Origin of the sequence: Microterricola viridarii, assembly GCF_001542775.1 — a bacterium.
GTDB classification, from domain to species: Bacteria; Actinomycetota; Actinomycetes; order Actinomycetales; family Microbacteriaceae; genus Microterricola; species Microterricola viridarii_A.
The window spans coordinates 411,697-437,926 of the sequence record NZ_CP014145.1 but is presented as its reverse complement, the minus strand read 5'-3'; the positions used below and the strand labels follow the sequence as shown (position 1 = coordinate 437,926).

General features: G+C 67.4%; 25 protein-coding genes. 11 read left to right on the top strand and 14 right to left on the bottom strand.

Annotated features, from left to right (window positions below; all coding sequences use genetic code 11):
* The first annotated feature begins 14 nt into the window (after nt 1–14).
* Entirely contained in the window at nt 15–1,574 is a 1,560-nt protein-coding gene (locus AWU67_RS01980) for a DUF2142 domain-containing protein (protein ID WP_129586607.1), read from the top strand.
* Here AWU67_RS01980 and AWU67_RS01975 read toward each other — a convergent pair.
* Genes AWU67_RS01975 through AWU67_RS01965 form a run of 3 tightly spaced genes read right to left on the bottom strand, consistent with a single transcriptional unit; the run spans nt 1,564 to nt 4,539 of the window.
* On the bottom strand, nt 1,564–2,523 hold the full coding sequence (locus tag AWU67_RS01975) for a glycosyltransferase family 2 protein (protein ID WP_067226069.1): 960 nt from the start codon (nt 2,521–2,523) through the stop codon (nt 1,564–1,566). The two genes, AWU67_RS01980 and AWU67_RS01975, sit on opposite strands and share 11 nt — an antisense overlap.
* A gap of 5 nt (nt 2,524–2,528) precedes the next feature.
* Nucleotides 2,529–3,011 carry a GtrA family protein gene (locus tag AWU67_RS01970; RefSeq protein ID WP_067226068.1) on the bottom strand — a complete coding sequence of 161 codons (483 nt, stop codon included), beginning with the start codon at nt 3,009–3,011 and terminating at the stop codon, nt 2,529–2,531.
* Entirely contained in the window at nt 3,001–4,539 is a 1,539-nt protein-coding gene (locus AWU67_RS01965; protein WP_082716703.1) for a DUF2142 domain-containing protein, read from the bottom strand. Before AWU67_RS01965 ends, AWU67_RS01970 begins: the two co-directional genes overlap by 11 nt.
* A gap of 201 nt (nt 4,540–4,740) precedes the next feature.
* Between AWU67_RS01965 and AWU67_RS01960 the strand changes: the two genes are divergently transcribed.
* Nucleotides 4,741–5,664: an ABC transporter permease gene (locus AWU67_RS01960; protein WP_082717121.1), complete on the top strand. Its 924-nt coding sequence runs from the start codon at nt 4,741–4,743 to the stop codon at nt 5,662–5,664.
* The gene (locus AWU67_RS01955; RefSeq protein WP_067226059.1) at nt 5,665–6,834 is read left to right on the top strand and encodes an ABC transporter ATP-binding protein; all 1,170 of its coding nucleotides are present in this window, start codon (nt 5,665–5,667) and stop codon (nt 6,832–6,834) included.
* Between the two features lie 84 nt (nt 6,835–6,918).
* On the opposite strand, the gene AWU67_RS01950 is transcribed toward AWU67_RS01955, so the two are convergent.
* From AWU67_RS01950 to AWU67_RS01940, 3 genes are read right to left on the bottom strand one after another with little or no spacing between them, the layout of a single operon-like run.
* A complete protein-coding gene (locus AWU67_RS01950; RefSeq protein WP_082716702.1) occupies nt 6,919–7,905 on the bottom strand; it encodes a glycosyltransferase family 2 protein in 987 nt (328 codons plus the stop codon).
* Nucleotides 7,898–8,827 (bottom strand): NAD-dependent epimerase/dehydratase family protein, encoded by a 930-nt coding sequence (locus AWU67_RS01945; protein ID WP_067226052.1) that lies wholly within the window; start codon nt 8,825–8,827, stop codon nt 7,898–7,900. Before AWU67_RS01945 ends, AWU67_RS01950 begins: the two co-directional genes overlap by 8 nt.
* Entirely contained in the window at nt 8,820–9,686 is an 867-nt protein-coding gene (locus tag AWU67_RS01940) for a glycosyl transferase (RefSeq protein WP_067226049.1), read from the bottom strand. Before AWU67_RS01940 ends, AWU67_RS01945 begins: the two co-directional genes overlap by 8 nt.
* A 60-nt stretch (nt 9,687–9,746) precedes the next feature.
* Here AWU67_RS01940 and AWU67_RS17465 point away from each other — a divergent pair, with 60 nt between their 5' ends.
* Nucleotides 9,747–9,980: a hypothetical protein gene (locus tag AWU67_RS17465; RefSeq protein ID WP_067226046.1), complete on the top strand. Its 234-nt coding sequence runs from the start codon at nt 9,747–9,749 to the stop codon at nt 9,978–9,980.
* 260 nt (nt 9,981–10,240) lie between these two features.
* A complete protein-coding gene (locus tag AWU67_RS01930) occupies nt 10,241–11,104 on the top strand; it encodes a glycosyltransferase family 2 protein (RefSeq protein WP_067226043.1) in 864 nt (287 codons plus the stop codon).
* Between the two features lie 9 nt (nt 11,105–11,113).
* Here the strand turns inward: AWU67_RS01930 and AWU67_RS01925 are convergent, their stop codons facing one another.
* The 3 genes from AWU67_RS01925 to AWU67_RS01915 form a co-directional block, all read right to left on the bottom strand.
* Nucleotides 11,114–13,042: a cell wall-binding repeat-containing protein gene (locus AWU67_RS01925; RefSeq protein ID WP_160329706.1), complete on the bottom strand. Its 1,929-nt coding sequence runs from the start codon at nt 13,040–13,042 to the stop codon at nt 11,114–11,116.
* 86 nt (nt 13,043–13,128) lie between these two features.
* Complete coding sequence (gene rfbA / locus AWU67_RS01920; protein WP_067226037.1) at nt 13,129–13,995, bottom strand: glucose-1-phosphate thymidylyltransferase RfbA; 867 nt, start codon at nt 13,993–13,995, stop codon at nt 13,129–13,131.
* Between the two features lie 2 nt (nt 13,996–13,997).
* Complete coding sequence (locus tag AWU67_RS01915; protein WP_067226034.1) at nt 13,998–14,606, bottom strand: dTDP-4-dehydrorhamnose 3,5-epimerase family protein; 609 nt, start codon at nt 14,604–14,606, stop codon at nt 13,998–14,000.
* A gap of 75 nt (nt 14,607–14,681) precedes the next feature.
* On the opposite strand from AWU67_RS01915, the gene rfbD reads away from it, so the two are divergent.
* From rfbD to AWU67_RS01900, 3 genes are all read left to right on the top strand, one after another.
* On the top strand, nt 14,682–15,539 hold the full coding sequence (rfbD, locus tag AWU67_RS01910; protein ID WP_067226031.1) for a dTDP-4-dehydrorhamnose reductase: 858 nt from the start codon (nt 14,682–14,684) through the stop codon (nt 15,537–15,539).
* A gap of 1,002 nt (nt 15,540–16,541) precedes the next feature.
* On the top strand, nt 16,542–17,540 hold the full coding sequence (rfbB, locus tag AWU67_RS01905) for a dTDP-glucose 4,6-dehydratase (protein WP_067226027.1): 999 nt from the start codon (nt 16,542–16,544) through the stop codon (nt 17,538–17,540).
* 20 nt (nt 17,541–17,560) lie between these two features.
* A complete protein-coding gene (locus AWU67_RS01900; RefSeq protein WP_067226023.1) occupies nt 17,561–18,700 on the top strand; it encodes a glycosyltransferase family 4 protein in 1,140 nt (379 codons plus the stop codon).
* Nucleotides 18,701–18,913: 213 nt separating this feature from the next.
* Here AWU67_RS01900 and AWU67_RS01895 read toward each other — a convergent pair whose 3' ends face one another.
* The 3 genes from AWU67_RS01895 to AWU67_RS01885 all read right to left on the bottom strand — a co-directional run bounded on the left by AWU67_RS01895 (nt 18,914) and on the right by AWU67_RS01885 (nt 21,988).
* Nucleotides 18,914–20,308 carry an LCP family protein gene (locus AWU67_RS01895; protein ID WP_067226019.1) on the bottom strand — a complete coding sequence of 465 codons (1,395 nt, stop codon included), beginning with the start codon at nt 20,306–20,308 and terminating at the stop codon, nt 18,914–18,916.
* Entirely contained in the window at nt 20,305–20,772 is a 468-nt protein-coding gene (gene purE / locus AWU67_RS01890; RefSeq protein WP_067231912.1) for a 5-(carboxyamino)imidazole ribonucleotide mutase, read from the bottom strand. Before purE ends, AWU67_RS01895 begins: the two co-directional genes overlap by 4 nt.
* A gap of 85 nt (nt 20,773–20,857) precedes the next feature.
* Nucleotides 20,858–21,988, bottom strand: a complete 1,131-nt coding sequence (locus AWU67_RS01885; RefSeq protein ID WP_199922330.1) for a 5-(carboxyamino)imidazole ribonucleotide synthase — start codon at nt 21,986–21,988, stop codon at nt 20,858–20,860.
* 182 nt (nt 21,989–22,170) lie between these two features.
* Here AWU67_RS01885 and AWU67_RS01880 point away from each other — a divergent pair, with 182 nt between their 5' ends.
* Nucleotides 22,171–22,635 (top strand): GtrA family protein, encoded by a 465-nt coding sequence (locus AWU67_RS01880; protein ID WP_067226012.1) that lies wholly within the window; start codon nt 22,171–22,173, stop codon nt 22,633–22,635.
* Between the two features lie 10 nt (nt 22,636–22,645).
* Here AWU67_RS01880 and AWU67_RS01875 read toward each other — a convergent pair whose 3' ends face one another.
* Complete coding sequence (locus tag AWU67_RS01875) at nt 22,646–23,242, bottom strand: PH domain-containing protein (protein WP_234407321.1); 597 nt, start codon at nt 23,240–23,242, stop codon at nt 22,646–22,648.
* Nucleotides 23,243–23,249: 7 nt separating this feature from the next.
* Nucleotides 23,250–24,158, bottom strand: coding sequence for a biotin--[acetyl-CoA-carboxylase] ligase (locus AWU67_RS01870; protein WP_082716700.1), 909 nt, complete (start codon nt 24,156–24,158; stop codon nt 23,250–23,252).
* 181 nt (nt 24,159–24,339) lie between these two features.
* Here AWU67_RS01870 and AWU67_RS01865 point away from each other — a divergent pair, with 181 nt between their 5' ends.
* Entirely contained in the window at nt 24,340–25,911 is a 1,572-nt protein-coding gene (locus AWU67_RS01865; RefSeq protein ID WP_234407404.1) for an acyl-CoA carboxylase subunit beta, read from the top strand.
* Nucleotides 25,908–26,144: an acyl-CoA carboxylase epsilon subunit gene (locus tag AWU67_RS01860; protein ID WP_234407320.1), complete on the top strand. Its 237-nt coding sequence runs from the start codon at nt 25,908–25,910 to the stop codon at nt 26,142–26,144. Before AWU67_RS01865 ends, AWU67_RS01860 begins: the two co-directional genes overlap by 4 nt.
* Nucleotides 26,145–26,230 lie beyond the last annotated feature (86 nt).

Sequence of the window (26,230 nt, the reverse complement as noted above, 5' to 3'; positions counted from 1 at the left end):
GCGCCTGCCGAGGTGTGCTGCGCGCCGTTCGGGCGCGCACCTGGCTGACGTTTCTGGTGTTGTGGGCTGGGACAGCCGTTGCGGCATCCGCTTGGGCACTGGCGACGCCGATGGGCGCGAGCCCCGACGAACCCGCCCACATCATCAAGGCCGCTGCCGTGGCCCAGGGCGAGTGGCTCGGCCAGAGATCCGAGCAATCCGGCGTCGTCGAGGTGGCGGTGCCCCGTGGGCTGGCGAGTGCGCAGGAGTGGGCCTGCACGGCCCATGACAGCTCCCAACCGGCCAGCTGCCTCCCGAATTTTGTGTCGGACGGCAAGCTCACGCCGACCGTCACCTCGGCCGGGCTCTACAACCCGGTGTATTACGCCCTGGTCGGGTGGCCCTCTCTCCTCACCGATGACCCGCGCCTCGCCGTCTATGGCATGCGCGTGGTGAGCGCGGTGCTCGTCTCGTTCTTCTTCGCCGTCACCATGACGGCCCTGCTGACCTTCCGGCGCCCATTCATCGCGGGCATCGCCACGCTCACGGTGCTCACACCGACCGTGTTCTTCCTCACCGGCGCGGTGAACCCGAATGCGCTCGAGGTGGCAACAGGGGCAGCCCTGCTCTCGGTGTTGCTCCTGCTCGTGCGCGGGCCGGAGCTGCGCTCCCCCGCTGTGGCAGTGGCTGTCGTGGCGGTGAGCGGCGCCCTGTTGGCGAACACGCGTGGGCTGTCGCCGCTCTGGATGGCATCAATCGCGCTGATCGCGATCGTCGGCGCCCCCTGGCCGCGGCTGCGTGCCCTGCTTGCGCGCCCCGCGGCGTGGGCCGCACTGGCCGCACTGGCGGCCGGTGTCGGCTTTGCGGTCTGGTGGCTGCTCTACTCGGGCACGCTCGGGTCCATGGGCAGCTTCTCCGGTGCCGGAGCCGTTACCCCGGTCCGGGCCTTCGTCACCATGTTGGTCGACCGGGCATTCGACCCGGGCCTGATCGGCCTGTTCGGCTGGCTAGACACCCCCGCGCCCGAGATCACCTTCGTGCTGTGGTCTTTCCTCTCGCTTGGCCTCGTGCTTGCGGCTGCCATTGTGGCCAGAGGCCGCGACATCGCCGCCTTGCTGATGGCGCTTGCGATGTTCTTCCTCATCCCGCCGGCCATGCAGGCGGCCTCCATCGAGGCATCCGGGTACATCTGGCAGGGGCGCTACACACTGATCGCGTTCGCCGCTCTCGCGGTGACCTGCGCGGTCATCCTGATGCAGGCTGACCCTGCGGTGCGTCTGGAACGGCGGGTGCAGCGCAAGGCGCTCATCCTCGTAGTGGCACTCGTGACGGCCGTGCAGGCGTACACGCTGCTGTTCACAACGAAGAGGTACGCGGTCGGCATCGACGGCTGGTGGGGCGACTTCCTGCATGCCGCCCACTGGTACCCGCCGCTTGGGCCGTTCACCTGGGTGATCGCGCTCGTGCTCGGCCTCGCGGCCATAGCCGTGGTGTGGGCAGCGTGGGCGGAGAAGCCGGTCGACGCCGAGGCGCCGGTTGATGTCGAAGCGCCGGTCGACGCCGAGGCGCCCGCCCTCCTGCTGCCTACTCGGTGAACGGCGGGTAGCTGGGCGTCGAGGGGCTCGCCTGGATGTCCAGTTGCCAGGCGCTGATCAGCATCTGCGATCCGAGCATCAACGGAAGCGCGGCGAGCATGACGGTTGCGGCCGTCGCAACCACGGATGCCGCGATCTGGAAGCACACCCAGACAGCGATGGCGAGCCCGATGCCAGACAGCAGTATGCCGCCGAACAGCAGCAGCGCGATGGGCGAGAAGGACCAGAGCACGTAGCGGTACCAGATCCGACGCCAGAACCCCTTGGTGAGCAGGCTCAGCAGCTCGGGAACCACCTTGCTCAGTCGGATGCTGGAGACCTCGTTGCCGTAGACAGCGGGAATCGGCACATCGACAGCCGGCACCTGGAGGATGTTGAGGTGGATCAGCAGATCGTTCTCGAAGCTGTAGCGGAGGGCGATGCGATCGAGCGGGAGCCGCTTCAGCACGCTCGTGCGGATGGCGGTGTAGCCGTTCTGCGGGTCGAAGAGGTGCCAGTAACCCGACGCCAGCTTGGTCATGAACGAGAGCATGATGTTGCCGGCCACCCGGTATCCGGGCATGCCCTGGAAGGATTCGGGCGAGAAGAACCGGTTCGCCTTGGCGAAGCCGTAGCCCTGGCAGGTGACGGCGTCGAGCAACGTCGGCAGGTAGTTCGGGTCCATCTGGGCATCGCCGGCCATGACGACGTTGACGTCGGCGCCGAGTTCGAGTGCCGCCCGATGGGCGGTGAGGATCGCGCCGCCGACGCCCTGGTTGACCTCGTGGCGGATCAGGTGCACGCGGGGGTCGGAGCTGGAGGCGACGACGGCGCTGGTCTCGTCCGGGCTGCAATCATCGACGATCACGATGTGGTCGACGAAATCAGGCATCGTGTCGATCACGGTGAGGATCATCTTCGCCTCGTTGTAGGCAGGCACGACTGCCGCGATCTTTGCCCCGTTGTACATAGCTCTCAGTTCTGTGTTTCGGGTTCAACGTCGGGCGCAGCAGTCTGCGTCGGCGCGAACACCCAGTAGCGGTAAGCGAAATAGTTCCACGCCGTGGTAACAATCGTAGCGACCACCTTGCCGACTCCCCAGCCGGCCACGGTGCTGTCGATCAACGCGACGATGCCCATCGTCGCGAGCGTGTTGGCCGCGACGAGCAGTGTGTAGCGCACGAGCGCACGCCCGTGCGGGGTCTGCGCCCCGAAGGAGAAGGTGCGCTGGATCGTGTAGGTGAACGCGAAGCTGCCGACGAAGGCAACCCCGGCGGCGATGCCGGTCGGCCATCCGAAGACCACGTGGAAGAGGGCAAGCAGGCCGAAGTCGACGAGGAAGCTCAGCCCGCCGGCGAAGAGGTAGCGCACGCCGGAATGTGCGAACAGGCGTGAGAGCGCGGAGCGAGGCCGCACGGCCTGCGGCGCGTCCGCGCCGGGAGCGGTGTCATCGGACACTGAGCAGTCCCTCCGCCCCGGCGCGCTGGGTGTCGGCCGTGTCGTTCTGCCGACGGTGAAGTTCCAGCAGCACGAGCGCGACGGCGCCGGCGAAGGCGGCCGAGCCGAGCGCCCAGACGACCATCGGGCCGGGGCCAACCGGCCACCACCACTGCACGAAGTGGTTCAGGTTCCAGTCCAGCGTGCTCTGGCCGCTGATGTAGCGCCGCATGTTGGCATGCAGGGCCAGGGCGTTTGCGAGCACGAGGCCCGCGCCGAGCACGGCGAACTGTGTGATGGTGAACCGCAACGCCGGCATGCCCCGTTGCACGATGGCGACCCCGCCGAGCATGACGATCAGGGGAAGGATGTAGCGCGGCTGCACCTCGAATCCGACGAACGTCTTGCTCTGCACCAGGATCCAGGTCGGGAAGAAGACGAGCGCCCCGAACACCGCGAGCAGCGCGATGCCCTTGCGCCAGTCCATCGAGCGCAGCCCCATGAACGCGACGGCGGCGAAGGCGGCGCCCGCGGTGACCCAGACGGCGGCCGGCATGATGGTGTCGAGCCAACCGAGCCCCCAGAAGCCAAAGGCGCCAGCCCACAGTTCGGGGACCTCCTGCAGGTTGCCGACGATGAGGTCGATCGTGGGCACGCTGGCCGGGCTCGAGTGCCCGCTGAACCCGGTCGATGCAATGCTGCCCTGCCGCGACGAGAGGAAGAGCGCCACAGCCAGCAGTCCCAGGCCGACCGACACGATGGTCTTCAGCCAGAACGTGCGTGACCGGCCGTCGAATGCGAGCAGCGTCGCCAGGACGATTGCGATGCCGGCGTAGATGGCGGCGTCTGCGCGGGCGCCCGCGCCCATCACGACCCCGATGCCGGCGAGCACGGCCAGCCCGGCCGCCCGCCAGCGAGTGGATTCGAAGAAGCCAAGCGTCGCGAGCCAGACGGTGCCGGCCGAGATCACGGCCCAGCCGCTGGGGTTCGTTGACGTGATGAGGAAGATGCCGAGCGGTACCAGACCGATCAGCCAGGCCAGCATCAGCGTCGGGCGCCGGCGTGCGGGCAACAAGAGGTAGAGCGCCGTCCCGATGGCCAGGAAAAGCACGACGTTGACCACGCGCATGGTCACGACCGACGCGGTGACGTCTGCGCCGACGAACGGGGCCATCACCGAGTAGAAGACGGTCGGGTAGGCGCCGACGAAGTTGCCGCGGGCGGTCTGTACCAGCGCGTCCGGGTGTGCCGGGTCGCTCGCCTGGCAAGCGGCACTGATGTTCGGGTTCGCCTTGAAGCAGTCGGCGGCCTCCAGCACGAGCGCGGGCACTGCGCGCTCGTTCGGCACGCCGGGGACGCTCTCGCAGAACCCGGGGCGTTCGCCGGCACCGCACCAGATGCTTGTCATGTGGAAGTCGTCGTCCGGGCTGGATCCGGCCGGTGAGGCAACGGCCCAAGCGCCCAGAGCAACAAGAAGGAGCAGCGGGATGGCGACAAGCGCGAGTCCACCGCGCCACAATGGAGCGTTGGCGGGGGTCTCGTTGTTCACCGATGCAGTCTATCCGGTGCGTTCTGGCAGTCCCCCGGCAGAGCGCGCCGACATCCCCCCACCTGGGGCATGGCTCACACCGACCACTCGGCAGAGATCGCCTAGAATCGATCAGATTGCATCTTCGTCAGATGCGCACTGCCTGTTGGCGGCCAGAGACGCCGCCCCGGCAGTGAACCAACCCGAGAAGAAATGAGCACGATGCAGGCAGACGTCCAGGCGCGTGCCGCACGAATCGCGGCCGAACCACTGGTGCCGATCGGGCAGTCGACAGGCTTCTTCTCGGGAACGATCAAGTCCCTCAAGGAGATCTGGGCGCACCGCGAGCTCCTCGTGTTGTTGGTTCGGCGCGAGATCAAGGCGCGCTACAAGGGCAGCTCCCTCGGTATCGTGTGGAGCCTCGGCCGCCCGATCCTGCAGCTGTTCATCTACTACTTCGCCATCGGGCAGATCCTCGGCGCCGCCCGCCAGACCCCCGACTTCGCGATCTTCGTCTTCATCGGACTCACCATGTGGGGCCTGATCACCGAGATCCTTTCCGGATCGACGACGTCGCTGCTGGCCAACTCCGGGCTGGTCAAGAAGGTCTACCTGCCGCGCGAGATCTTCCCGCTCAGCGCGGTCGGCGGTGCACTCTTCAACTTCATGGTGCAGTTCGCGGTGTTGCTCGTTGCCGTGGCCGTGATCTCCGGCTTCCCGCTCGACGCCCGGCTCCTCTATGTCCCGGTGTCCATCCTGACCGCGATCCTCTTCGCGGTCGCCGTCGGCCTCATCCTCGCGGCGATGAACGTCTACCTGCGCGATACCCAGCACCTCGTCGAGATCGCCCTCATCCTGCTGTTCTGGGCGTCCCCGATCGTCTACTCGTTCACCTTCGTGCACAACCACCTGCAGGGCAACTGGCTCGAACAGCTCTACCTGTCCAACCCGATCACCATCGTGATCATGGGCATGCAGAAGGGCCTCTGGGATGCCGGCAGCACCGCGACGGGCACCCTCGCGCAGTACTGGCCGCCGGACCTCGAGCTGCGCCTGCTCATCACCCTGCTCGTCAGCGTGGTGCTGCTCTGGCTCGGCCAGCGAATCTTTTCCCGCCTACAGGGCAACTTTGCCCAGGAGCTCTAGATGACGAACCCCACGCTGGTCAGCGTTAACGATGTGTCCAAGCGATTTGTGATGCACAAGGACAAGTCGCTCAAGGAGCGCACGCTCAACTTCCAGTCGGCGCGCAAGCACCGCGACGATTTCTGGGCGCTGCGCGACATCGACCTCAACATCGAGCTCGGCTCGACGGTTGGGCTTGTCGGGCACAACGGATCGGGCAAGAGCACCCTGCTCAAGGTCATTGGCGGAATCCTGCAGCCCACGAGCGGCACCGTTTCCCGGCGCGGCCGACTCGCTGCGCTTTTGGAGCTCGGCGCCGGCTTCCACCAAGACCTGACCGGCCGTGAGAACGTCTACCTGAACGCCGCCATCCTCGGCCTCTCCCGCAAGGACACCGACAAGTACTTCGACGCGATCGTCGACTTCTCTGGCATCGAGTCCTTCATCGACACCCAGGTGAAGTTCTACAGCTCCGGCATGTACGTGCGGCTCGCGTTCGCCGTAGCCGTGCACGTGGACCCCGACCTCTTGCTCGTCGACGAGGTGCTCGCCGTCGGCGACGAGCCGTTCCAGCGCAAGTGCATGGAGAAGATCGCACAGTTCCAGACGGAGGGCCGCACCATCGTTCTGGTGAGCCACTCGGCCGACCAGGTCGGCAGCCTCTGCGACCGCGTCGTCGTGCTCAACGGCGGCGTCATGCAGTACGACGGTGAGCCCAGCGAAGGCATCCGCATCCTGCGCAACGGCTACGAGGATGTGCGCCGCCACGACCTGGCCGCGCACAGCACCGGCCCGAAGGGGCTCGCCTACGAGATCGCCGATTTCTCTGTTGACACCGAGATGCACGGCGACACGGCACAGCTCACGGCCCGCCTCAGCGTGGATATCAACGACCCCACACCGGATTGGGGCGTCGGGTTCTCGATCGAGAACACGCTCGGCCTGCAGCTCTACAACATGACCACATTCGACCAGATCACGCTGCCGAACACGGTCGGGCGCCACGAGCTGACCTTCAGTATCCCCGACCTCCGCGTCGGCCCGGGCAAGTACCTGATCAATATCGGGCTGGGTAACAAGGCCGGCCAGAACTTCGACCTGAAGACGCCGGCCGGCAGCTTCGATGTGCGCGGCACCGACTACGGAAACGGCATCCTGCGCCTGACCCCGTCGGTCTCCGTCACCGGCTAGGCGCTTCACGGCGCACACAGAAAAGTGCCGGCGCAAGGCATCTGCCTCGCGCCGGCACTTTTCTGTGTGGCCGGGGTGTCGCCTCTAGCTCTCGTCGCGCGTCTTGCGCTTGTGCTCCAGCGATCCGGCACGGATGGCGCCGGTGTCTGCGATGTCGACGTGGGTCGACGCCTGGTAGCTGAACCACTTGCGGAACTGGAAGAACGGGTTGATCGCCAGCCAGTACAGCTTGCGCTTCCAGCTGTAGCCGCGGTCGAGCACGATACGCGCCGAGTCGCCGAGCGAGCCGCGCAGGCTGTGCTTCAGAGCTGCCCACTTCGAGATGGGAGGGATGGCGTGGCCGATCTGGCGCAGGCCGACGGTCTCGTCGAAGATGCGGTGGCCGTACTCGGAGAGCGTCAGGTCGTTGGAGTGCTGCACGGATGCCCGGCCCGCGTAGGCCTTGGCGTAGCCGCTGTCGATGATGTCGCGGCCGAAGAGCTGGTCCTCGGCGTAGCGGACGTTGCGGTACGGCAGCACGTCGACGAGGAAGGCCCGTCGGGCCGCCGAGTTGACGTCCGAGTAGAAGGCCATCGCGTCTCGGATGCCCTGGGTCGCCGCGAAGGGGGCGTCGTAGAAGATCGTCGTGCCGAAGTCGGGTCCGAGGTTGCGGAACGTGCCGTGGATCTCGTACTTCTGCAGCGGGAACGCGCGCGGTCGGGCGATCTGCTTGCCGAGCACGGCGACGACGTCGGGGAAGCGGTCGAACGGGTCAATCAGCTCGGCGAGCCAGTGCTCATCGCTCGGAACCGCGTCGTGGGTGAGGTAGGCGATGAACTCACCGCGTGCCTCGCGGGCGGCGAGGTTGCGAGTGCGGCCATGCCCGAACTCCTCGTTCGGGATGGTGATGAGACGCACCTCGGGGAAACGCGACACGATCTCAAGCGTTGAATCGGTGGAGCCGGAGTCGATCACTATGGTCTCGAATTCGCCCTCGAACTCCTGCAGGCGAAGCTGCTTGAGGATGTGTTCGAGGTAGTCTTCGCCGTTGTACGTCAGAATTGCGACGGATGCACGGGGTTGCTCAGGCACGGGGTTCAGCTTTCATTTCGTCAAAGGTCTTGCGGATGCCGTCGTCGAGCGTGGTCAGGAGTGCCCCCGGGAACTCGCTCTCGTACCTCGTGGTGTCGAGCACGACACGGTCCACGAACGTCGGCGGGACGTCCCGGGTCTCGACGGCGAAGTCGATCTCGGTGACCCGTCGGAGGGCGTCGAGCACCTCGGTCACGCTGTGGCCGGCGCCACTCCCGAGGTTGTACAGCGAGTGCGCCGTCTCGCGACCGGCCAGCGGCACGATCATCGAGATGAGGTCCTCGACGAAGACGTAGTCCCGCACCATCGATCCGTCGCCGTACTGCAGCACCGGCTCCCCCGCGAGGATCTGGCGGAGCGCGATCGGGATCAGGCCCTGCTTCTTGTTGGGGTGCTGGCGCGTGCCGTACGGGTTCGAGATGCGGAAGACCGTCGAGGCGAGCCCGTGGGTGGCTGCGAAGTAGCTGAGGTAACGCTCGATGGCCAGCTTGCCGATCGCATAGGGCGAGACGGGCAACGCGGGGTCGACCTCGGAGTACTCGGCCTTGCCCTGCTCGCCGTAGATGGCCCCGCCCGTCGACGCGAAGTAGACGTGCTTCACTCCGGCTTCTGCGGCACTGTGGAACAGCTCAACGGACTGCGCGAGGTTCGTGCGGATGTCGAGCGTCGGGTCCGCCGCTGCGGTGGCCGGCGTCGTCGTGGAGAGGAAGTGGAAGACCAGGTCCTGCCCGGCAACCGCCTGCTCGAGGTCGGCCCGGTTGAGGAAGTCGCCGAGCTGAACGGTGACGTTCTTGGACTGAAAGGTGGGCTTCCGGGCGCTGAACCGGTCGAAGGCGCGCACCTCGTGCCCTGCGGCCGCAAGTCCGTCAACGAGGTGGGAGCCGATGAAACCATTCGCCCCGATGACGACAGCCTTAGCCACGCATTGCTCCCTCGAACGCCTGCACGAAGGCAGTGCCCGAGTCTTCCCAGTCGACGGCGGCGACGGATGCCGACATCGCCAGCGAGCGCTCGACGGCATCCTCGCGGTCAATCACCTCGGCGAGCTTGCGAGCGATCGCCTGCGGTGACATGGGGACGTACTCGATGTTGGGGTTGTCCGAGACCATGCGGTTGTTCGGGCCGTCGTTGACGACCGGCGTGACACCGCTGGACATCAGCTCGAGCGGCAACAAGGACATGTTCGAGAGTGACATGACGAGGCCCGCAGCGCAACGGTTGTACACCTCGTTGAGCTCAGAGAGCTGAAGGCTGGAAAGGTTCTCGTACTCGAACGGGATCTTCCAGTTCGAGACGTCCCAGCCGGCCAGGTTGATGGTGACATCCGGCTTGAGCTTGGCGAAGTCGGCGAGCACGAGGAGCCCGAACTCGAACGCCCGGCGAGGCGTGACGGGGCGCGCGTAGAAGAAGATCTCGTTGCGGCGCTCGGTGTTCGTCACCCGGTAGTGGCTCTTGTCGACGGCGAAGTCGAAGTGATCGGTGCGCATGCCGTACTCGCTGTGCAGCTTGTGCGAGAGCCACCCGCCGGCGGTGATGCCGTGGAAGCCGAACTTGTAGGTGTTCTCGGCGAGGATGGCCTCGCTGCCCAGCGGGTAGAAGCTGGGTTCGAAGTCCTGCACGAAGTAGAACCGCTTGGCGAGGGAGGCGTCGCGGTGGGCGGGGTAGGCGGTCTCCCAGCCGGTGGCGAAGAGCGCCTGGGTGTCTGCGGCGACGCCGACGGCCGGGTCGTACACGGCCAGCTTCGCCTTCAGGTTCGGGTAGGCCTCAGACGCCGCCAGCATGGCGCGGATGGACGGGATGTCGACGCCACCGGCTGCGTGGTAGAAGTAGATCCGGCAGTCATGGCCGGCCTGCTCCGCGAAGTTGATGAAGCGGAACAGGTTCTGGTGCCCACCGCTCTCGCGCCCGGGGGCGACATGATCCAGGCGATCGTCACGGGTCCACCGGCGACCGTGATGGGGTCGCTCTGCCAGGCGGGCGTGATCGTCCAGTCGACGGCTGCCGCGTCCTCCATCGAGACGAGCAGGGTGGGGGTTTGCGGTGCAGCGGCGCCAGCGAGCTTGCGGCGCGTGTAGCGAACCGTCGACCCGAGACCCTCTCGACGCACCAGCGCGAAGGCTGTTCCCACCTTGCGTACAACGACGCGCGGACCACGATCCGCGGCGCGCCGCACCAACCTACTGATGGAACCCAAGAACTATCCTTTGCTCTGTTTTGCCGCAGCCGGACAGGCCCCGAACAGCGTCGCAAGTCTAGCAAGCCCTCTGTGAGCGGGAGCAGTGAGCCGACGCGCACCGAGAACACGGCCAGCTGCCGCAGTCTAAACTGGGCGTCTATGTCTCCCTCAGCTCTCGGCTCCACCGCAGTGGTGACCGTCACGTACAACTCCAGCCGGCACCTCGCGCCCTTCCTGGATTCCCTCGTCGCCAGCGAAGCCGAGAAGCTGTTTGTTGTCATCGCCGACAACATGTCCAAAGACCTCGACACCACGCGTGCGATCGCGGCACAGCACGGCGCCACCGTGATCGAGCTCGGCGAGAACCGCGGCTACGGCGGCGCCATCAATGCGGCAGTCAAGACCCTGCCTGCGCACATCGACGCCGTGCTCATCTCGAACCCGGATGTCGCCGTGCACGAGCAGGCGATCACCCGCCTGCACTCCGCCCTCGTCGCCGACGACCGTGTCGGTGCGACCGGCCCCACGGTGCTGAACAGCGACGGCACCGTCTACCCCTCTGCACGGACGCTGCCGTCTCTGCGGTACGGCGTCGGGCACGCCCTGTTCTCGAAGGTCTGGCCGAGCAACCCGTGGACCCGCAGATACTGGGCCGACAACGACATGAGCAGCACCCGCGATGTCGGGTGGCTTTCCGGCTCGTGCCTGCTCGTGCGCCGCTCGGCTTTCGAACAACTGGGCGGCTTCGACGAGGAGTACTTCATGTACTTCGAAGACGTGGACCTGGGCTACCGGCTGGGCAAGGCTGGCTGGCTCAACCGGTTTGTTCCGGATGCCGCGGTGACCCACACGGGCGCGCACTCCACCAACACCGAGTCGGCGCGCATGCTGCGCGCCCACCATGACAGCGCGTATCGCTACCTGCAGAAGAAGTACTCAGGGCCGTGGCTGGCCCCGGTGCGCCTGCTTCTGCGCACCGGGCTCACGCTCCGGTCCTGGTACGTCGGCCGCTCGAGCCGCTAGGCCGCCGGCTCAGCAGACGGCGAGGCGGGCGATCGACTCGCTCATCACTCCCGGGCTGCCCAGCAGCTTCAGGGAGGTCACACCCTTCGCATTGAGGTCTGCCCGCAGCTCAGGCTTCACACAGGACTCCGCGGTCAGGTACAGCGGGCTGTTCTCCCGCGCGGCCGCTGCGGCCCCGGCCAGGGCATCGGGGAACGATGCGCCCGTTGCGATGTAGGCGACCTTGGCCTTCGGGAAGGCGTCCTTGTTGATCTCGACGGCGGTGAGGTAGCGGTTGACACCCGAGAGGCGCTTCGAGGTGATTCCCGACTTTGTGAGCGAGTCCAGGATGGCGGGGGTGACGATCGTCGGCCCGCCCGCGACCTTGACGCTCGTGACGCCGACCTTCTTCAAGGAGGCCACCGTCTGGGCATCCGCCTGGTCGGCCGTTCCACGCACGAGGAGCACGGGGACCTTCTTCGCGCCTGCTGCCGCGCTCGCAGACAAAGCGTCAGGGAAGTCATCACCGGTGGCGACGTAGGCAGCGGTCACTGCGGGGAATACGCGTTCCATGATCTTGCGCGACGTCTCATAACGGTCGTCGCCGGCGATGCGCTCAACGGGCGCCACGGTCGCCAGGGCGTTCTTCGTGGCTTCGTCGATGATTCCGGCGCTGCCGACGAGGACGATCCTCTTCGGCGCGAGGCGCTTCAGTTCCGCCATCGTGGGTGCGGGAACCATGTCGCCGCGCACGAGGAGCAGTGGGCCGCCCTGGGCCGCTGCCGCGGGCGCCGCGGACAGCGCGTCGGGGAAGTTCAGGCCGGTCGCCACGTAGACGACGGGCACGACATTCTCGCCGCTGAAGCTCGAGCGTGAGATGGCTGCGGCCGTCTCGTAGCGGTCTGCTCCGGCGATCCGCTGGGCCGTCGGTGACGGGCTCGACGTCGGGCTGCCGAACCACTCGTTGTAGTAGAGCGAGAAGTTGCGGTTGCCGTAGCTGGAGCAGGGGTCGCCGCTGGAGCCCCATCCGGCCGCGAGCGCGGGGCCGTTGGGCTGGTACGGCGTGTAGTGGTAGAGCGCGGCGGTCGCGACGTTGCCGATCTTGACGCCGGGGGCCCCGCATCCGGCGTTCGGGTGCAGCTGGACGGGCTTGACCTGGCCGACCTCGAACTTCTTGCTCTTGTACATCGAGCTGTCGGGGTTCGTGTACCAAACGATCTGGCGTGCGGCGGCGTACACCTGGTTGAAGAAGCCGTAGTACTGGGAGTCACAGACATCGGTGTCGGGGCAGCCCATGCCCATCGCCTTGCGCAAGATCTCATTGGATGGCCCGTTGCGGGTGATGAGCGACTGCTCCTTCTGGAGCGTGACGAGGATGACCTTGGCGCTCAGTCCACATGCCCGCTGCACCTTGTAGATGATGCGCGCTGCCGATTCATTCGCGGCCCCGGCGTAGGGAGCGCAGGTGCCCCACGACCAGGACGCGTTCGGGGTGTTCATCTTGAGTACGTTCAGGCAGTTGGAGTTCTCGCACGGCGCGAAGATGGTCCGGTCGAGGAACGACTGGATCTCGGCCTCCGTCATGGCCCAGGAGTTGAAGAAGTTGTAGTCGCTGATGATGTTTCCGGGATCGAAGCTCGACGACGTGGCGGCCTGCGGTGCCGCGAGGCTGCGGCCTTGCATGAGGGGGCCGCCCTCCGGGTCAACGCCGAGTTCCTCGGTCGGTTCTTCGGACGATTCTTCGGCTCCGTCCTCCGGCTCTACGCCGAGTTCCTCAGCCGGCACCTCAGCCTCTGCATCCGGGGCAACCAGCGACTCGAGCTCATCCTGCTGCACCGACGTCCAGTCGATCCCCTCTTCCGCGAACGCCACTCCAGCGGGAGCGAGGCTCAACCCGGTGAAGAGGACGAGGGAACTGAGGCCGAGAGCGACTGTTCGGCGTAGGGAAATCGAGCGCATGCCCCCCATGCTAGGGCGGTTAAACAAATCGGCCCCGGCGACAGGCGCCGGGGCCGAAAAGCGATCGGTGAATTCTTTTCGTCGTTCTACTCGGTTTCGACCAGACGCTTCAGGTACCGGCCGTAGCCGCTCTTGACGAGCGGGGCGGCGAGGCCCGCGAGCTGCGCGTCGTCGATCCAGCCGGCGCGCCACGCGATCTCCTCGATGCATCCGACCTTGAAACCCTGACGGTCCTCGATCACGCGCACGTACTCCGACGCCTGCATCATCGACTCGAATGTGCCGGTGTCCAGCCAGGCCGTACCGCGGTCGAGCACCTGCACCTGCAGCTTGCCCGCCTGCAGGTAGCGCTCGTTCACGGTGGAGATCTCCAGCTCACCGCGGGCGCTCGGCTCGATCGTCTTGGCGATCTCGACGACCGAGTTGTCGTAGAAGTACAGGCCGGGAACGGCGTAGTTGCTCTTCGGCTTGACCGGCTTCTCCTCAATGGAGACGGCGGTGAAGTCATCGTCGAACTCGACGACGCCATAGGAGGTGGGGTCACTAACCTGGTAGGCGAAGATCAGCGCGCCGTCGACCTCGTTGTGCTTGCGCAGCGCGGAGCCGAGGCCCGTGCCGTGGAAGATGTTGTCGCCGAGCACCAGGGCGACGCTCTCGTCGCCGATGAACTCCTCGCCGATGATGAACGCCTGGGCCAAGCCGTCGGGCGATGGCTGCTCTGCGTACTGGATCGAGATGCCGAGGTCGGAGCCGTCGCCGAAGAGGGCGCGGAACTGGCTGTTGTACTCGGGCGTGGTGATGATCAGGATCTCGTTGATGCCGGCCATCATCAGCGTGGACAAGGGGTAGTAGATCATCGGCTTGTCGTAGATGGGCATCAGCTGCTTGGAGATGCCCTTGGTGATCGGCCAGAGCCGGGTGCCGGAACCGCCGGCCAGAATAATTCCGCGCATGTTTATGCCTTTGCGTTCAAAGTGTCGTAGTAGGCCCTGGCTGCTTCCCAGCTGGGCAGAAGTCCGGATGCCGCCGCCTCGGCGAGGCTCGGGGCGTCCGTGTCCTTGGGCGAGAGCAGTGCCTCGCTGAGATCGATCCCGAATTCCAGACCGATCTCGGGGTCGAGCGGGTTGATGCCGTGCTCACGAGTCGGGTTGAAGGTGTCGGTGACCAGGTAGCTGACGGTCGCGTTGTCGGTCAGCGCCACGAAGCAGTGCCCGAGACCCTCGGCGATGTAGATGGCACGGCGGTCTTTGTCGTCCAGCAGCACCGAGTCCCACTTGCCGAATGTCGGCGATCCGACGCGAATGTCGATCACGAAGTCGAGCACGGCGCCGTGCGGTGCCGTGACGTACTTGGCCTGGCTCGGCGGGATGTCGGCGAAGTGGATGCCGCGCACGGAGCCACGCTTGGAGACGGACGTGTTGGCCTGCTTGAGGTCGATCGAGTGCCCGACGACCTCTTCCAGCTTGTCGAAGCGGTACCACTCGAGGAAGACCCCGCGGTCGTCGCCGAACTGCTTGGGGGTGATCTCGTAGCTGTCTGGAATGCTCAGTTCACGGATTTGCACGCCTGAGAGTCTAGCAATCGGCGCCTGACAGAGCCGTGGACGAGTGCTGGCCCCTCCCCGGTTTAACATTGACCCATGCGATACCTGATTACCGGAGCGTCCGGCATGCTCGGAACCGACCTGCAGAACGCCCTCGCTGACCGGGAGGTCACCGCCCTGGGCCGTGCCGACCTCGACGTCACCGACCTCGATGCCGTTCGTGCGGCCGTCGCCGGCCACGACGTCGTGATCAACGCGGCGGCGTACACGAAGGTCGACGATGCCGAGACCAACGAGGATGCCGCATATGCCGTGAATGCGGTCGGCGCCCAGAACCTCGCTATCGCCGCCCGCGAGGCGGGTGCCAAGCTGATCCAGGTCTCCACCGACTACGTCTTCGACGGCGTGGCCACTTCGCCATACACCGAGACCGCCCCGCGCGCGCCCATCTCGGCTTACGGCCGCACCAAGGCAGCCGGCGAGGAGCTCGCCACCGCTGCACACCCCACCGGCACCTACATCGTGCGCACCGCGTGGCTCTATGGCCAGCACGGCCCGAACTTCGCGGCGACAATGCTGCGCCTGGCCGGCAGTCACCCCACCGTGAGCGTCGTCGTCGACCAGCTCGGCCAGCCCACCTGGACGGCCGACCTGGCCCGCCAGATCGTGCTGCTCGCAGAGTCGGATGCCCCCGCCGGTGCCTACCACGGCACCAACTCCGGAGCGGCCTCCTGGTTCGACTTCACCCAGGCGATCTTCACCGAGGTGGGCCTCGACCCCGAGCGTGTGCAGCCCACCGACAGCACGGCGTTCGTGCGCCCGGCCCCACGCCCCTCGTACTCCGTGCTCGGCCATGACGCGTGGGCCGCTGCCGGCCTGCCGGAGATGCGCGACTGGCGCGAAGCCCTGGCCGAGGCCGTGGCAACGGGCGCAGTGGCCCAGCCCGCCGCCTAGCGCTGGCCGGGCGGCTCCCGCCCCTTCCCCGTTGGCTTGAGGGAGCGTGCGACCGAAGCCCTGAGCGAATCCGCGGTAACTGCAGCCTGCGGCATCCGCTGCGAGCGCCCATCTCGACCAACGGGTGTGCGTCGGCTCCAGGGCTTCGCTCGTTCCTCGCTCAGCCGACAGGGCGGGGACGGGACGAGGCACACTGCTATCTCCCGGCGGCTGAGGGAGCTTGCGACCGAAGCCCTGAGCGATTCCGCGGGAACCGCAGTCTGCGGCATCCGCTGCGCGCGCCCACTCGACCAACGGGTGTGCGCTGGCTCCAAAGCTTCGCTCGTTCCTCCCTCAGCCGACGCGGCGAGCGATTCCCTGCTGTATTTCCCGGCGGCTGAGGGAGCCTGCGACCGAAGCCCCGAGCGGATCCGCTGAGACTGCAGTCTGCGGCATCCGCTGCGCGCGCCCACCTCGACCAACGGGTGTGCGTTGACTCCAGAGCTTCGCTCGTTCCTCGCTCAGCCGACGCGGCGAGCGATTCCCTGCTGTATTTCCCGGCGGCTGAGGGAGCTTGCGACCGAAGCCCCGAGCGGCCCCGCGGGAACCGCAGCCCGCGGCATCCGCTGCGCGCGCCCACCTCGACCAACGGGTGTGCGTTGGAACCCGGGCTTCGCTCGTTCCTCGCTCAGCCGACGGGGAACGGGGACGGGACGAGGCTCACTGCCCTCTCCCGGCGGCTGAGGGAGCTTGCGACCGAAGCCCTGAGCGGATCCGCGGAAGCCGGAGCCCGCGGCATCCGCGAGACGGGGCGGCCGGCCGCGGGCACACGATTCGGAGGCGCTCGGAGGATTGGGAGGCCAGAAGTGGGCGGGAACGGCCTCCCGACGTAGCGCAGGCCTCCTGAACGAACGGCGACGACCGTCGGCGATATCGGCGAAACATGCCAGCCCGGCACACGCGTCAGCACGGTGCCCCGCCCCTCTCGGCATCCGCTCGGGTGGCTCTGGCTAGAATGACGGGGTGTCTAGACTCCTTGTGACCGGCGGCGCCGGCTTTATTGGTTCGAACTTCGTGCACTACGTGTTGGACAACACCGACCACAGCGTGACGGTACTCGACAAGCTCACCTACGCCGGCAACCTCGCCTCGCTCGAAGGCCTGCCCGCCGACCGCTTCACCTTCGTGGAGGGCGACATCAGCGACGCCGCGCTCGTCGACAGCCTGTTCGCCGAGACCGACGCCGTCGTGCACTATGCGGCCGAGAGCCACAACGACAACTCGTTGGACGACCCGCGTCCGTTCCTCGACACCAACATCATCGGCACTTTCACGCTGCTCGAGGCGGCCCGCAAGCACGACGTGCGCTTCCACCACATCTCCACCGACGAGGTCTACGGCGACCTCGAGCTCGACGACCCGAACCGCTTCACCGAGCAGACCCCGTACAACCCGTCGAGCCCCTACTCCTCGACCAAGGCCGGTAGCGACCTGCTGGTGCGCGCCTGGGTGCGCTCCTTCGGCGTCAAGGCCACGATCTCGAACTGCTCGAACAACTACGGCGCCTACCAGCACGTCGAGAAGTTCATCCCGCGTCAGATCACCAACGTGCTGCGCGGCGAACGCCCCAAGCTCTACGGCAGCGGCGAGAACGTGCGCGACTGGATCCACGCCAACGACCACTCCTCCGCCGTGCTCACGATCCTGGACAAGGGCGTCATCGGCGAGACCTACCTCATCGGCGCCGACGGCGAGAAGAACAACAAGGAGGTCGTCGAGATGATCCTCGTCGGCCTCGGCCAGCCCGCAGACGCCTACGACCACGTCGTCGACCGCCCCGGCCACGACCTGCGCTACGCCATCGACTCGACCCGCCTGCGCACCGAGCTCGGCTGGGAACCGCAGTTCTCTGACTTCGAGGCCGGCCTGGCCGACACGATCGCCTGGTACCGCGACAACGAGTCTTGGTGGGCTCCGCAGAAGGACGCCACCGAGGCTCGTTACAAGGCCCAGGGCCAGTAGGGCTTCAGGCCGAGAACACCATGACCACCCTGCGCGTCGTCGTCGATCAGATCATCGCCCCGGCCCCCGGGCCAATCGGGCTGTACAGCGAGGAAATCACTCGCGCCCTGATTCAGGCGGCGCCGCGCGGTTGTGACGTCGAGGGAATCGTGTCTGCGACCCAGCGGGAGAAGTACGAGCGTCTCGAGTCGGCCCTGCCTGGCCTGCGCGGCCTGTACACGACGACGCTCCCCCGCCGGGAGCTCGCGGCCGCGTGGCAGCTGGGCCTCACGACGAGCAACAGCGGCGGCGGCATGATCCACGCGCCAGGGCTGTTCGCACCGCTTCGCCGCCACGACCGGGTGAACGACGGCGTGCAGGTTGCCGTCACCGTGCACGACCTGCTCGCCTGGACCCACCCGTCCTCGCTCTCGGCACCCGCCGTCGCCTGGCACAAAGCCATGATGCGCCGCGCCCGCAAGCATGCGGATGCCATCGTGGTGCCCTCGCACGCGCTGGCTGAAGAGCTGATGGAGCGGTTCTCCGTCGGCGACCGCGTGCGCGTCATCCCCGGCGCTGCCCGCACGGGCCTGGTTCTACCGTCCGACGCAGACAAGCGGGCTGCCGCACTGGGGCTGCCGGAACGCTTCATCCTGACGTCGGGAACGCTTGAGCCGCGCAAGGGCGTCGCCGCACTGGTCGAAGGCCTCGGCAACCCCGGCGGCCCCGACCTCCCCCTCGTCGTGCTCGGCGCACCCAGCTGGGGCGACGTCGAGCTGGCGGCCGTCGCCGACGACGCCGGACTGCCTGAGGGCCGCGTGTTCGCGCTGGACAAGCTCTCCGCGTCCGACCTGGCCGTCGTGCTCTCGCGCGCCGCCGTGTTCGTCGCGCCCAGCCTCTCCGAGGGGTTCTCGTCGTCGATCATCGAGGCGTTCGCCTTCGGCGTGCCCGTCGTGCACTCCGACGCCCCCGCGCTCGTCGAGGTGGCCAGCGATGCAGGCATCGTCGTCGAGCGTGAGGATGCCGCGGGCTACCCGGAGCGGCTGGCCGAGGCCGTCACGACGGTTCTCGAAGACCCCACACGTGCAGAGCGGATGGGTATCGCCGGCCGCGACCGTTCCCGGGCGTTCAGCTGGCGCGACGCCGCTGAGCGCGTCTGGCAACTGCACGCCGACCTTTAGACCGCACAGGTTTCGACAGGCTCAACCAACGGAGCCGCACAGGTTTCGACAAGCTCAACCAGCGGAATCGCACAGGATTCGACAGGCTCAACCAACGGAGCCGCACGGGTTTCGACAGGCTCAACCAGCGGAGCTGCACAGGTTTCGACGAGCTCAACCAGCGGAATCGCACAGGTTTCGACAGGCTCCACCAGCGGAGCTGGCCCCACAAACCTATTCGGCGGGGGCCGGGTCCTCTGTCGACACCGGCGGGTTCAGCGCCTCGTCGATGAGCTGGCGGATGTAGTCGAAGTCGGGGTCGAGCGGGTCGACGCCGTTGTCCGGCACGAGCTCCACGTTGACCATCGGCAGCTCCTTGGTCTTCATCGCCAACTGCGTGAAGTAGCCGAGCATGCTCTGCGGGATGTCGGTGTTGACGACCTTCGTACCGGCCTTCGCGATGTCCTCGAACTTGGAGAGCACATTGGTCGGGTTGAACTGCTTGAGCACGGCGTCCTGCAGCTGGCGCTGCCTGGCCATGCGGTCGTAGTCACTGGTGTCGTGGCGGGAGCGCGCGTACCAGAGCGCGTGGTAGCCGTCGAGGTTCTGCTTGCCGGCGTGGATCCATTCCGCGACGGTGGTGAACGTCTCGTCGGCGTGGATCGGCACGTCGCTCGGCACGTCGATGGTGACCCCGCCGAGCGCGTCGATCAGGTCGGAGAAGCCCTGCATGTCCACGAGAGCGTAGTACTGGATGGTCAGGCCGGTGATGCCCTCTGCGGCGGAGCGCATGCCCTCGACGCCCGGCTCGCTGCCGTGTTTGCGCGCGTCCGGGTACATTTCGGGGCTGACCAGGTCGACCTCGCTGTACACCCAGTTCAGCTGGCATCCGTCGGGCTCGCCGACCTCGCAGCCGTCGATGGCGCCGTACCCTTCCGGGTAGACGGCAGCCAGCGGAGACCCCTCGGGGAACGGGAAGTACTTCATGTCGCGGGGCAGGCCGATGGTCACGGCCTGGCCGGTCTTGGCGTCGATGCTGACAACCGAGATGCTGTCCGGGCGGGTGCCCTCGCGGTCGGCGCCGGTGTCGGCGCCGAGCAGCAGGATGTTGTAGCGGCCGTCGACCGGGTCCTCGCTCGGGCCGGCGATGAAGACGGAGGAGAGGAAGCTGCTGGTGGTCGTTGCGATGTAGGCGCCGTAGGCGGCGGTGCCGGAGAAGCCGACCATGAGAACCGTGGCAAGGCCGGCGATCCAGGCCCGCGCCGACGGCTTGGTGCGCACCAGGCGCACGAGGCGCAGCGTGTCGAGCGAGAGCACCAGCCAGACGACGGCGTAGAACAGCAGCAGCGCGGCGGCGATCCACAGGCTGATCGAGTTCGCGGCGATGTTCAGCAGCACGGTCGGCCAGAGCAGCCACATGACGAGGGCCACAATGGCCAGAGTCCAGAGCGTCAGCGTGCAGGCCAGCCCGAAACGGCCGAGCCGGCGGCTGCCGGCCAACACCTGAGGGGCGCCTGGAATCAAGAAGTTGAGCACAACGAGCCACCAGGCGCGCTTGGTCATCACGCTCGTGGAGCCGGCGTCCGGGTAGCGGATCGGGCTCTGAGCGCTGTGCGTGTACGCGCTCATAGGCGGGCCTGCAGGGCCGCGTTCTTCTGCTCGACGATGTCGGCGAGGTTCTCGGCGTAGTCCGCGAGCGCAACGCTGAGTCTGTCGTCGGCCGTCGCCAGCACCTTCACGGCGATGAGCCCGGCGTTCTTGGCGCCGCCGATCGATACTGTGGCCACCGGAACGCCGGCGGGCATCTGCACGATCGAGAGCAGGGAGTCCATGCCGTCCAGCAGCCCGAGCGGCACGGGAACGCCGACGACGGGCAGGGTGGTGACGGATGCCAGCATGCCGGGCAGGTGGGCAGCGCCCCCGGCACCGGCGATGATGACCTTGAGGCCGCGGGCGTGCGCCGACTTGCCGTAGGCGATCATCTTCTCCGGGGTGCGGTGTGCGGAGAGCACCTCGACCTCGAACGGCACCCCGAACTCGCGCAGCAGCTCGGCGGCAGCCGACATGACGTTCCAGTCGGAGTCCGAGCCCATGACGACGCCGACGAGGGCGGGGGTCACGGGGTCGTGGGCAGAGTCGGAGGTCGCGAGGTCTTCAGGCACCAGATAATGCTATGGCTCAGTCCTGAAAGAAAGCCGCAGCGGCTCGCGCCTGATACGTCACATCGTCGAGGTCGTCGCCGCCGACATTGACGTGCCCGATCTTGCGGCCGGGGCGCGGATCCTTGCCGTAGTTGTGCACCTTGACCGTCGGGTGGGCGGCGAAAGCCTCGGCGTAGCGGTCGGCGAGACTGCCGGATGCCGGCCCGCCCAGAATGTTGACCATGACCGTCCAGGCGTCGCGTGTGCCGGTGCCGCCGAGCGGCAGGTCGAGCACGGCGCGCAGGTGCTGCTCGAACTGGCTGGTGGTTGAGCCGTCCTGCGACCAGTGCCCGCTGTTGTGCGGTCGCATGGCCAGCTCGTTGACCAGCAGCCGCTGGTCGGTGGTCTCGAACAGCTCGACGGCGAGCACACCGGTGACGCCGATGCCCTCAGCGATCGTGATGGCGATGTCGGCGGCGACATCCGCCACCCGCCCTGCCGCGTGCGGCGCCGGCGCGATGACCTCGCTGCACACGCCGCCGGCCTGCACCGTCTCCACGACGGGCCAGGCGGCGATCTCACCGGAGGGGCGCCGGGCGACGAGCTGGGCTAGCTCGCGGGTGAACTCGACGAGCTCCTCGACCAGCAGCGCACCGCCGCGGCCGTCCTCGGCGAGCGCGAGGAACCAGTCGTCAACCTCGTGGGCAGCGTGCACGACACGCACGCCCTTGCCGTCATAGCCGCCGCGCGGGGTCTTCACGACGGCACGGCCGCCGTGCGCCTCGAGGAACTCGCCGAGCTGCTCGGCGTTCTCGATGGCCGCCCAGTCGGGCACGGGCAGGCCGAGCTCAGAGAGCTTGGCGCGCATCAGCAGCTTGTCCTGCGCGTAGAGCAGCGCGTCGGGGCCGGGGTGCACCGGGGTGCCCTGCTCGAGCAGGGCGTGCAGGATCTCCTGCGGAACGTGTTCGTGGTCGAAGGTGATGACGTCGACGGTCTCGGCGAAGGCGAGCACGGTCGCACGGTCGCGGTAGTCGCCAACACCGCTGGCAGCCAGCTCGGCGGACATGCCGTCGGTCTCCGCGAGCACGCGGATCTCGATGCCCAGGTTCACCGCGGCGGGGATCATCATCCGGGCCAGCTGGCCGCCACCGATCACTCCAACAATCATGGGATCGCACTCTCTCAAAATCTTCAGGTGAATCGCGGATGCCGCGCAGCACACTTCCAGCATCACGCGAGCGCAGAGCCGTAAACTGCCTTGCGCGTCGTGCTTCTATCTTCGCGCATCACAGAGCCTCCCAATTCAGCCGCACGCAATTGAGGGCACACTTCAACCGATGGGATCCGTTCATGGCCCAGCTGCCCGCACGACTTCAGACCGTCATAGTGCAGGCGGCGAAGTTCAGCGCGGTCGGCCTGGTCGGCTTCGTGGTGGATGTCACGCTGTTCAACCTGCTGCGCACCACCGTGCTGAGCCCGGAGCTCGTGGCATCCGGCCCGATCATCGCCAAGTCCATCTCGACGACCGTCGCGATCGCCATCAACTGGATCGGCAACCGGCTGTGGACCTTCGGCAAGCAGCGCACCCGCAACACCCTGCGTGAGGGCATCGAGTTCTTCTTGGTGAGCGTCGCCGGCATGGGAATCGCCGTCGGCTGCCTCTGGTTCTCCCGCGAGGTGCTCGGTTTCACGTCGCTGCTGGCCGACAACATCGCCTCGAACGTCGTCGGGCTGGCTCTCGGCGCTGCCTTCCGCTTCCTGCTCTACCGCTACTGGGTGTTCGCTCCCAGCCGCTCGGCCGCCCTGGCCGACTAGTCGGGTCGGGCTAGCGCTCGCCCCAGGCCACCGTGTGGTCGTCCGGCGCGCCCTGCCCGCCGGGCCGACGGGCCGCGAGTCCGCCCTGGCTGCCCTCGATCAGTTCCTGCAGCACGCGCTGCACGAGGGAGGCGTTCGGCACGTCGCGCAGCACGATGGGCTGCTCGAGCCCCGTGTTGATCAGGATGTCGCCGGTGCGGAAGGCGCTCTGCAGCCACGACCGGCGCACACTGATCTCGTAACCGCGGCTGTGCATGAGCTCCTGGCGCACCCGCACGAAGAAGCCGTGCCGCACGATCACGCGCCGGGTGGTGATCGTGTAGCGCCGGCTCAGCCAGGCCAGCAAGGGGGCGATGAAGCCGACGGCCACCAGCACCGCGGCGACGATCAGGATCGCGACGTTCTGCCATTCCTCGGGCATCCGGCCGTAGAAGTAGCCGGTGGCCGCGGCCACGGCGAGCAGCAGGACCGTCGGCCAGAACAGCATCCGACCGTGCCGGCGCAGCCGGGCGATGACGTGCTCGGCCGGGGCGGTCGACTGCTGGCCCGCGCTCGACGACGGAAATCCGCCCGCCGCGGGCAGGCCTGCTCCACCGAGGTTCGTCATACCCCCATTAATACCGCAGATGCGTCACATCGCCCGCTGCGACAGACGTCTCTTCCCCGCTGGAACGCTCGCGCACCCGCAGCCGGCCGTCGCTCTCAATCGCGACCGCGCTGCCGAGCAGTTCGCCGCCGCCCGGCAGCTCGACCCGCACGTCCTGTCCGAGGGTGCCGCAGAGGGCGCTCACCTCTGCATGCAGGCCGCTCGCCACGGCGTCGCCGCCCGCCGCGAGGAAGGAGCGATAGAGCTCGGCCAGCGCGCTGAGGTAGCCGGCGAGCACGGCGTCAGGGCTCACCGCTGACCCGGTCACCAGCGTCAGCGAGGTCGAGGTGAGGGTGGGCAGGTCGTGCTCGTCCAGCGAGACGTTGAGCCCTGCACCGATCACGACGCCGCCCGGGGCGCCGCCGGCGGTGATCGGGAGGAGTTCGCTCAGGATGCCGCTGACCTTGTACCCAGAGATCTGCACGTCGTTCGGCCACTTGAGCATCACCGGCGGCGCCTCGGCGACGTCTTCCTCGCCCGCGGCGGCGGCCTCGGCCACCGTCAGCTCGTGCCCGGCGATGACCACCTGGCGCACGGCCTTGGTCATGGCCGCCCCGGCCAACAGCGGGAACCAGCCGTAGCTGCCGAGCGGCAGCGACGAGCCGTCGGCGAGGCTCGGCCGCAGCAGCACCGAGATGGCCAGCGACTTGCCGGTGGGAGCCAGCCAGGTGCGGCCCAAACGGCCACGCCCGCGGGTCTGATTGTCGGTGATCAGCACGGAGAAGTCCGGCCAATCCACCGCCTCGTCGCCCGTCGCCCTGGCGACCAGGTCGTCGTTGGTTGAGCCGGTCTCGGCCAGCGCGGTGAAGCGCGCAGTCAGTGCGGCGCTCTGGGGGAACGCGGCCTCTGGGGGCAGGGACGATGCGGGAATGCTCATGAAACTCCTTGGCTGGCGGCTGTTGCCATTGTGCCTGAGCCCGGCAATCACCGCACCGGGCCAGCACGCCCGGGCACAAGCTCTGCGGGCAACTTTGTAGGGAATCGTCAAAGGAATGCGCCCCTCCATGCAGGATAGAGTGAACCGCGTGACCGAGAACTCCAGCACCGCGGCCCCCGACATGTACACGACGGCGGGCAAGCTCGCCGACCTGAAGCAGCGCTACCACGAGGCCGTCACGGCCAGCGGTGAGGCGGCGATCGCCAAGCAGCACGCCAAGGGCAAGATGACGGCGCGCGAGCGCATCGAGTCCCTGCTCGACCCCGGCTCGTTCGTCGAGCTCGACGAGTTCGTGCGGCACCGCACGCACGCCTTCGGCATGGACGCCAAGCGGCCATACGGCGACGCCGTCGTCACCGGCCTCGGCACCATTCACGGCCGCCAGGTGGCCGTGTACTCCCAGGACTTCACGATCTTCGGCGGCTCGCTCGGCGAGGTCGCCGGCGAGAAGATCATCAAGGTGATGGACCACGCCCTGAAGACCGGCGTGCCCATCATCGGCATCCTCGACTCCGGCGGAGCCCGCATCCAGGAGGGTGTCGTCGCGCTCGGCAAGTACGGCGAGATCTTCCGCCGCAACACGCTGGCCTCCGGCGTCATCCCGCAGATCTCCATCATCATGGGCCCGGCAGCCGGCGGCGCGGTGTACTCCCCCGCCCTCACTGACTTCGTCATCATGGTCGACAAGACCAGCCAGATGTTCGTCACCGGCCCCGACGTCATCAAGACCGTCACCGGTGAGGATGTCGGCATGGAGGAGCTCGGCGGCGCGCTGACCCACAACAAGGTCTCTGGCGTGTCTCACTACCTCGCCAGCGATGAGCCGGACGCCCTCGACTACGCCCGCGCGCTGGTCAGCTTCCTGCCCGACAACAACATGGCAGAGCTGCCCGTGTACGAGAGCAAGGTCGAGCTCGAGATCACGGATGCCGACCGCAAGCTGAACACGATCATCCCCGATTCGCCCAACCAGCCGTATGACATGAAGACGATCATCGAGCACCTGGTCGACAACGGCGACTTCCTTGAGGTGCAGCCGCTGTTCGCCCCGAACATCCTGATCGGCTTCGCCCGGGTCGAGGGCCGCTCGGTCGGCGTTGTCGCCAACCAGCCCAACGCCATGGCCGGAACCTTGAACATCGACGCCGGTGAGAAGGCCAGCCGCTTCGTGCGCTTCTGCGACGCCTTCTCGATCCCGATCCTCACCCTGGTCGACGTGCCCGGCTACCTGCCCGGCACCGACCAGGAGTGGACGGGCGTCATCCGCCGCGGCGCGAAGCTGCTCTACGCCTACGCGGAGGCGACGGTGCCACTGGTGACCGTCATCACCCGCAAGGCCTACGGCGGAGCGTACATCGTGATGGGCTCCAAGCAGCTCGGCGCCGACATGAACCTGGCCTGGCCGACGGCCGAGATCGCCGTGATGGGCGGCCAGGGCGCCGTGAACATCCTCTACCGCCCGGAGCTCAAGCGCGCAGAGGAGGCCGGCGAGGACGTCGGCGCCGTGCGCACCAAGCTGGCCAACGAGTACACCTACAACGTGGCCAGCCCGTTCCTCGCGGCCGAACGCGGCGAGCTCGACGGCGTGATCGAGCCGGCGGCGACCCGCATCGCCGTGGTCAAGGCGCTGCGGGCGCTGCGCACCAAGCGCGCCAGCCTGCCGCCCAAGAAGCACGGGAACATCCCGCTGTGACCGGCGAGCAGGCACCGCGTCTGGACCCGGCGAGCCTCCACTTCATCACCCGGCGGGTGTCGGACACCGAGCGCGCCGCGGTCGCGGTCGTGCTCGCCGCCCAGCTGGAGCAGGAGTCCGGCATGCTCGGGCAGGCACCCGGCCACGGCGTCTCGGCCTGGCAGCGCTCCCAGCGGCCGCTCCGCGAACCCCTCACGCCGGGGCACGGCCGCTGGTCCCGCCCCGCACTCTAACGGCCGACCCGAGGCTTGTCCCCCATCGTGGGACTTGTCCCCCAATGTCCCCCTAAATGACGACTATTCAGAAGCTTTCACGCCCG

Excerpts from the sequence above, each read along its gene's own strand:
- AWU67_RS01940 (WP_067226049.1), bottom strand. The coding sequence starts at position 9,686 with ATGCTGGCGGCGTCTGAGGCCTACCCGAACCTGAAGGCGAAGCTGGCC.
- AWU67_RS01975 (WP_067226069.1), bottom strand. The coding sequence starts at position 2,523 with ATGTACAACGGGGCAAAGATCGCGGCAGTCGTGCCTGCCTACAACGAG.
- rfbA (WP_067226037.1), bottom strand. The coding sequence starts at position 13,995 with ATGCGCGGAATTATTCTGGCCGGCGGTTCCGGCACCCGGCTCTGGCCG.
- AWU67_RS01875 (WP_234407321.1), bottom strand. The coding sequence starts at position 23,242 with ATGACGAACCTCGGTGGAGCAGGCCTGCCCGCGGCGGGCGGATTTCCG.
- rfbD (WP_067226031.1), top strand. The coding sequence starts at position 14,682 with ATGCGATACCTGATTACCGGAGCGTCCGGCATGCTCGGAACCGACCTG.
- AWU67_RS01900 (WP_067226023.1), top strand. The coding sequence starts at position 17,561 with ATGACCACCCTGCGCGTCGTCGTCGATCAGATCATCGCCCCGGCCCCC.
- AWU67_RS01885 (WP_199922330.1), bottom strand. The coding sequence starts at position 21,988 with ATGATTGTTGGAGTGATCGGTGGCGGCCAGCTGGCCCGGATGATGATC.
- AWU67_RS01960 (WP_082717121.1), top strand. The coding sequence starts at position 4,741 with ATGCAGGCAGACGTCCAGGCGCGTGCCGCACGAATCGCGGCCGAACCA.
- AWU67_RS01880 (WP_067226012.1), top strand. The coding sequence starts at position 22,171 with ATGGCCCAGCTGCCCGCACGACTTCAGACCGTCATAGTGCAGGCGGCG.
- AWU67_RS01955 (WP_067226059.1), top strand. The coding sequence starts at position 5,665 with ATGACGAACCCCACGCTGGTCAGCGTTAACGATGTGTCCAAGCGATTT.
- AWU67_RS01925 (WP_160329706.1), bottom strand. The coding sequence starts at position 13,042 with ATGCGCTCGATTTCCCTACGCCGAACAGTCGCTCTCGGCCTCAGTTCC.
- AWU67_RS01895 (WP_067226019.1), bottom strand. The coding sequence starts at position 20,308 with ATGAGCGCGTACACGCACAGCGCTCAGAGCCCGATCCGCTACCCGGAC.
- AWU67_RS17465 (WP_067226046.1), top strand. The coding sequence starts at position 9,747 with ATGGCCGGCCTGCTCCGCGAAGTTGATGAAGCGGAACAGGTTCTGGTG.
- AWU67_RS01870 (WP_082716700.1), bottom strand. The coding sequence starts at position 24,158 with ATGAGCATTCCCGCATCGTCCCTGCCCCCAGAGGCCGCGTTCCCCCAG.
- purE (WP_067231912.1), bottom strand. The coding sequence starts at position 20,772 with ATGGGCTCGGACTCCGACTGGAACGTCATGTCGGCTGCCGCCGAGCTG.
- AWU67_RS01865 (WP_234407404.1), top strand. The coding sequence starts at position 24,340 with ATGTACACGACGGCGGGCAAGCTCGCCGACCTGAAGCAGCGCTACCAC.
- AWU67_RS01930 (WP_067226043.1), top strand. The coding sequence starts at position 10,241 with ATGTCTCCCTCAGCTCTCGGCTCCACCGCAGTGGTGACCGTCACGTAC.